Source organism: Psychrobacter sp. DAB_AL32B, assembly GCF_002224105.1.
Lineage (GTDB): Bacteria > Pseudomonadota > Gammaproteobacteria > Pseudomonadales > Moraxellaceae > Psychrobacter.
This window is the reverse complement of record NZ_NEXU01000029.1, coordinates 1-6,566: the sequence shown is the minus strand read 5'-3', so window position 1 is coordinate 6,566 and position 6,566 is coordinate 1. Positions and strand designations below refer to the sequence as shown.

General features: G+C 42.0%; 6 protein-coding genes. All 6 read right to left on the bottom strand.

Translation table 11 applies throughout. The annotated features are described in order from the left end of the window. Window positions 1-759, bottom strand: a 759-nt coding sequence (locus CAN34_RS03755; protein WP_121509219.1) for an elongation factor Tu, incomplete at its 3' end; no start/stop codon positions are given. Window positions 760-981: 222 nt separating this feature from the next. Then, window positions 982-3,108 (bottom strand): elongation factor G, encoded by a 2,127-nt coding sequence (fusA, locus tag CAN34_RS03750; RefSeq protein WP_089554510.1) that lies wholly within the window; start codon window positions 3,106-3,108, stop codon window positions 982-984. Window positions 3,109-3,535: 427 nt separating this feature from the next. Further along, window positions 3,536-4,009, bottom strand: coding sequence for a 30S ribosomal protein S7 (gene rpsG, locus CAN34_RS03745; protein ID WP_011514497.1), 474 nt, complete (start codon window positions 4,007-4,009; stop codon window positions 3,536-3,538). Between the two features lie 208 nt (window positions 4,010-4,217). Then, complete coding sequence (rpsL, locus tag CAN34_RS03740) at window positions 4,218-4,592, bottom strand: 30S ribosomal protein S12 (RefSeq protein ID WP_011281154.1); 375 nt, start codon at window positions 4,590-4,592, stop codon at window positions 4,218-4,220. 450 nt (window positions 4,593-5,042) lie between these two features. Beyond that, window positions 5,043-6,338 (bottom strand): EcsC family protein, encoded by a 1,296-nt coding sequence (locus CAN34_RS03735; RefSeq protein WP_089554509.1) that lies wholly within the window; start codon window positions 6,336-6,338, stop codon window positions 5,043-5,045. Window positions 6,339-6,373: 35 nt separating this feature from the next. Next, window positions 6,374-6,566, bottom strand: a 193-nt coding sequence (locus tag CAN34_RS14370) for a hypothetical protein (RefSeq protein ID WP_217320609.1), incomplete at its 5' end; no start/stop codon positions are given.

Genomic DNA, 6,566 nt, shown 5'->3' with positions numbered 1-6,566 from the left:
CGTGTCACGGATACCGACGATTTCGATTTCGTCGCCAACGCGTACGATACCTGATTCAACACGGCCAGTTACCACAGTACCACGACCTGAGATTGAGAATACGTCTTCGATTGGCATTAGGAATGCTTTGTCGATGTCACGCTCTGGCTCTGGGATGTAAGTATCTAGGATATTTAGTAGTTCTACGACCGCTGGTTGGCCGTATTTTTCTTGTGAACCTTTAAGGGCTTCAGTAGCTGAGCCTTTAACGATTGGGGTGTCATCACCTGGGAAGTCATAGTCGCTTAATAATTCACGAACTTCCATTTCTACTAGCTCTAACAATTCTTCGTCATCAACCATGTCACATTTGTTCATGAACACGACGATGTACGGTACGCCAACCTGACGTGAAAGCAGGATGTGCTCACGGGTTTGTGGCATTGGGCCGTCAGTGGCTGATACAACTAGAATAGCACCATCCATTTGAGCCGCACCGGTGATCATGTTTTTAACATAATCGGCGTGACCTGGACAATCGACGTGGGCATAATGACGTGTTGGCGTGTCATATTCTACGTGTGAGGTGTTAATGGTGATGCCACGTGCTTTTTCTTCTGGTGCACTGTCAATTGCTGCGTAGTCTTTGGCTTCGCCACCAGAGGTGATTGCAGCTACAGTTGCGATAGCAGCGGTAAGGGTTGTTTTACCGTGGTCAACGTGTCCGATGGTACCGACGTTAACGTGTGGTTTTACGCGTTCAAACTTGGCCTTTGCCATGGGTATTTCCTCTTTTTTTGGGGTCAGTGCTTAAATAATATTGAAACAGTATTTAAAGCAATTTTAACCACATTAAGATAATTGTTAAAAGGGTGCACATACTAATGTGCAGATATTATAAGAAATTTGCGACCAATAACAAGTCTTTTAACACGTTATTGGCTTAATAAATCTGACAATACAAAGCTAGGCTCTATATTGCCTTTATTAATTGGCTATTAATTACTCGTCGCCATCTTTAGAGTTGAACTTAGAGATGATGTCAGCGGCAACTGATTTTGGAATCTCAGCGTATTTCTGGAATTCCATTGAGTATGTTGCACGGCCCTGTGACATTGAGCGCATTTGTGTCGCATAACCAAACATTTCTGCTAATGGTACTTCTGCACGAATCTGCTTGGTGCCACCAGGTAAATCTTCCATACCTTGAACCATACCACGACGACGGTTAAGATCGCCCATGATATCACCCATATAATCTTCAGGTGTTTCAACTTCTACTTTCATTACTGGCTCAAGTAGCGTTGGGTTTGCAGCCATGAAGCCTTTACGGAAAGCGATAGAACCTGCCATTTTAAATGATAACTCATCCGAGTCAACATCATGGTAAGAGCCATCATACAAGGTTGCTTTTACGCCAACGATTGGATAACCAGCAAGTACGCCATTTTTCATGCGTTCTTGAATACCTTTATCAACCGCACCGTGGAATTCTTTTGGTACTGTACCACCAACAACTTCTTCAGCGAATTCGTATAAAACTTCGCCTGCTGGATCCATAGGCTCAAGACGTAACCAAACGTGACCAAACTTACCACGACCACCCGTTTGACGTACGAATTTGCCTTCTTGTTCAACAGTTTCACGAATCGTTTCGCGATAAGCAACCTGCGGCGCACCGATGTTGGCTTCTACGTTGAATTCACGCTTCATACGGTCAACAAGAATTTCTAAATGCAGCTCACCCATACCACTGATGATAGTCTGACCAGATTCTTCGTCAGTATGCACACGGAACGATGGATCTTCTTTCGCCAAACGACCTAAAGCAATTGACATTCTTTCTTGGTCAGCTTTAGTCTTAGGTTCAACCGCTAGGCTGATAACTGGATCTGGGAATTCCATACGCTCAAGCGTGATAACATTTTGCTCATCACATAAGGTATCACCAGTAGTCACATCTTTCATGCCAACTAAGGCTGCGATATCACCCGTACGAATTTCTTGTAGCTCTTGTTGAGCATCTGCCATCATCTGCACGATACGGCCAACACGCTCACGCTTCATTTTAACAGGGTTATAAACGCTACTGCCTTGCTTTAGAACACCTGAATAAACACGAACGAAGGTTAAGTTACCAACGAACTTGTCGTTCATGATTTTGAACGCTAGAGCAGCAAACGGTGCATCATCTGAAGCTTCACGAGTACCTTCGCTTTCGTCTTTGTCGTCAAGAATACCTTTAATAGCAGGTACATCTATTGGTGCTGGAAGATACTGAATAACCGCATCCAACATTTTTTGAACGCCTTTGTTTTTGAAGGCAGTACCACAAAGCAATGGGATGATTTCATTATTAATCGTTAGTTGACGAATGGCACTATGAATCTGCTCAATAGACAATTCACCATTTTCTAGATATTCTTCCATCAACTCTTCAGTGGCTTCAGCAGCATTTTCTACCAGATACTCGCGATACTCTTCTGCTTGTTCTTGTAATTCAGCTGGAATCTCACGTTCTTCGTATTCCATACCTTGAGAGGCTTCATCCCAATAGATGGCTTTCATGGTCACAAGATCAACAACACCTTCAAAGTAGTCTTCTTTACCAATTGGAATAACCAATGGTACTGCCTTGCCGCCTAGACGAGTTTTGATTTGTTCGACAACACGGAAGAAGTCGGCACCAACGCGATCCATTTTATTAACGAATGCAAGACGTGGCACTTTATATTTATTTGCCTGACGCCATACGGTCTCAGACTGTGGCTGTACGCCGCCTACTGCACAATACACCATGCACGCGCCATCAAGCACACGCATAGAGCGTTCAACTTCAATCGTGAAGTCAACGTGACCTGGGGTGTCAATGATGTTGATACGGTGTTCATCAAACTGCTTGGCCATACCTGACCAAAAACAAGTTGTCGCCGCAGAAGCAATGGTAATACCGCGCTCTTGTTCTTGCTCCATAAAGTCCATGGTAGCCGCACCATCATGCGTTTCACCAAGTTTGTGACTGACACCGGTGTAGAACAAAACACGCTCAGTAGTAGTAGTCTTACCAGCATCAATATGCGCTGAAATACCAATATTACGATAGCGTTTTAGGGGAGTTATACGAGCCATAGTGTTTTCCTAGGGAAATTCGTGTATAGATTAATGTGTTGTGTCTCTACCTCATACTCTATGACAAAGCTACTTGGCTTCGTAATATTATCTACTAATTATTGGGCCTAATACGGACAAAAAAGAGTAAATACTAAGAATAGTGCGGCATTAAACTCAGGAAACTTTCTTCGTAAGCTTTGCAGGCTTTGAAAAGTAGCATCCCTTTCAGAACAGCATCTTGACAGATGTCCGCCATCTAAGGTGGTTAACTGTTTAAGTATCTTGCGATCAAAACAATAGAACCACCCATTAATAATGGCGGCAATCAATAGAATAAATCAACAATACGAGGATTGCTTGGCCTAAACCAGCAATCCAAAGCTATTATTAAAAAAGCTGCTATTAAAAATAGTTATTGATAAAGAACAGCTTAAATAAAAGTAGCTTAGAAACGGTAATGAGAGAATGCTTTGTTCGCATCTGCCATGCGGTGAACTTCGTCACGCTTCTTCATAGCATTACCTTTACCATCAGCAGCGTCATTCAATTCGCCAGCTAAACGTAAAGCCATTGATTTTTCAGAACGCTTTGCAGCAGCTTCAGCTAACCAACGCATAGCCAAGGCAGTACGACGGGAGGGGCGTACTTCCATTGGCACTTGGTAGGTTGCACCACCAACGCGGCGAGCTTTTACTTCAACCATTGGGCGAACATTTTCCAATACTTCTTCAAAGAAAGAAACTGGATCTTCGATGTTACGCTTTTGGCTTACTGTCTCAAGTGCACCGTAAACGATACGCTCAGCAGTAGATTTTTTACCATGACTCATGACATGGTTGATGAATTTTGCAACAGTTTGGCTACCAAACTTAGGATCCGGTAGGATCTCACGGGTAGCAACGACGCGACGTCTTGGCATAATAATAATCCTTTTCTTCAGGAGTGTCTGACATTCACAATCTCGCACCAATTAATATTGGATGGCGTTATATCGAGTTGTCAGTCAGCCTTACTGCATGGCGCTATGTGATAAGGTTTAATGACTCATTTGGTCAAAAATTACTCACATCAGACCCATGCACAGTTAATGGGTGATACATCGAAACTCATTTAATAACGGTTAGTTATTAAACTTTAGGTTTCTTAGCACCATATTTAGAACGACCTTGCTTACGGTCTTTAACGCCTGCGCAATCTAGTGCACCACGAACGGTGTGATAACGTACACCTGGTAGATCTTTTACACGACCACCACGGATAAGAACAACACTGTGCTCTTGTAGGTTATGACCTTCGCCGCCGATGTAGCTTGATACTTCATAGCCTGAAGTCAAACGTACACGACATACTTTACGCATGGCTGAGTTAGGTTTTTTAGGGGTAGTAGTATATACGCGAGTACATACACCACGGCGTTGTGGGCACGCTTCCAACGCAGGAACTTTTGACTTTTCCTTGATGGTTTTGCGACCTTTACGAATCAATTGGTTAGTTGTTGCCATGAGGCATCCTTCTCCCGTTTGGTAAAAAACAAAAAAATAGGGAAACGCACCATCTATCTGACTTTAACGACAGATTTTGGCACACCCATTTTTAGGACAGTGTATTATAAAGACTTGTTGCTGCTATTTCAACCACTTATGAGCAGTTGGACTTTACAGCAGCGGATAGATATGTATTCAGTCTAGTACTATACCACTTTATCTGTTTTTGATGACATAAGCCAAAAAACAGTGGACTAAATATGGTATCAAAAGTAGACGTATACATCATTTAGATAAGATATTTAGAGATAAAAAAGTCGTTTATTTTAGCTATATGGCGATATTATCTTACTATTCAAGAGAAGTAAGACAATATCGCCAATATTAAAGTTAAACAGTAAAAGCATAAAGCTTCAGTTTGCTAAAAAGCAATCAGCAAACCTTTAATCAACAAACCTTAAGTTCTTGTTATTTGCTCGGCTTAGCAGACTCTTTTTTTGATTTGCTAGCAGAAGATTTATCTACACTACCCTGCTGGTTATCCTTGATACTGTCGGCTTTATCATTGCCAGTTTTTTGAGTATCTTTTTTAGCTTCTTCTGAAACAACTTTTTCTGATTTTGTCTCTTTAGGCTTATCTTCTTTAGAGTTGGCTTCTTTAGAATCAGACTGTTTCTGCTCAGAGTTGGCGTTACTGCCTTTCTTGCTCTCTTTCACAGCATCTTTTTTAGCAGCGTCTTTTGAGGCATTATCTTGAGCTTTATCTTCTTTTTGCTCATTATTACTCGCATATTTATTAACCTCAGCTTCGCTACTTCTATCATCAGTAATAGCACGGTTGGCAAGCTTGGCTTCTGGTGCAAAAGTTGCTTGAGCAACGCCAATCACTTCATCAATCAGCTGGCTGTTATAGCGCATACCAATAATCACTGCTGTGGCTGGTAAGAAGCGGCGTATCCATGATAAATTAATTTTATCCAAATCAATACCGACTTGACTGGCAATACTATCGACTTGTTCAGCATAAAAATTCACATTTTTGTTTTTTAGACCTAGGTTTTTAAGTTCGTTGTGCAAGCCACTGCTTTGAGCATTGTCAAGTAAGCCTTTACCAATACCAATACCTGCAAGTAATGCTTGTTTTTCTTGCATCTTGCTCAGGTCAGCATTTGCAAGCAGCTCATAAGCCATCTTGACGCCTTGCTTACCTGTTAGTGGCTTGTTGTATACCGCACCCAGCTGATAAACGGTACGCAGTGATACCAACAATAGCCACAAGGTATCGGCGAGCAAACCCGGTAGCCCAGCCAGACCTGTCAAACCACCTATCGTTGCCAACGCACGATTCTGATTGGCAATAGCGGTCGCTAATGCGTAACGCTCTTCATCATCTAAGCTGGCGATATTAGCAAAACGGTGCTCGTTAGGTAAATCAATTTGGCTCCAGTTGGCAGCAAGCTTTGCAACTTGGGCGAAAGCGCCATCAACGGTCGATTCAAACAAACTGTTTGGCACTACTTTTTTGGCATATTTACCATAAGTTGCGAAACGGGTGCCCAATAATTGCTGGGTTGCTTTTAATGTTTGCTCACGAAATAAATCTTGTTGATAATCTTCATCGCCTAGATTTACAGCTTTAAATTGACGCGGTTTGCCAGTTTTGGCATTAACGCTATCAATCATGGCGCCCACACGTTCTAGGTTACTGCGAGTAAAAGTTCCAACCGTACTGATGCCTTTAGATAAAGTGCTACGCTTTCCCATCGTGATATCCTTAATATGATGAATGTGATGATTGCTTATTTTTTATAGTCGTAATCTGTGTGCCATTCTAGCGAACAATTATTATGAGTGTCAGTGCGAACAATGTTATCGCTATCGCCCCTTTTGTATCCAAAAGTATCCCTTATTGATAACTCGATAACTTTATTAGTATATCTCTTAATTGGGTTGACGTTAAATAAGTTTACTCTATTTCCATGGCGGTCATAG

Excerpts from the sequence above, each read along its gene's own strand:
- CAN34_RS03735 (WP_089554509.1), bottom strand. The coding sequence starts at position 6,338 with ATGGGAAAGCGTAGCACTTTATCTAAAGGCATCAGTACGGTTGGAACT.
- fusA (WP_089554510.1), bottom strand. The coding sequence starts at position 3,108 with ATGGCTCGTATAACTCCCCTAAAACGCTATCGTAATATTGGTATTTCA.
- rpsL (WP_011281154.1), bottom strand. The coding sequence starts at position 4,592 with ATGGCAACAACTAACCAATTGATTCGTAAAGGTCGCAAAACCATCAAG.
- rpsG (WP_011514497.1), bottom strand. The coding sequence starts at position 4,009 with ATGCCAAGACGTCGCGTCGTTGCTACCCGTGAGATCCTACCGGATCCT.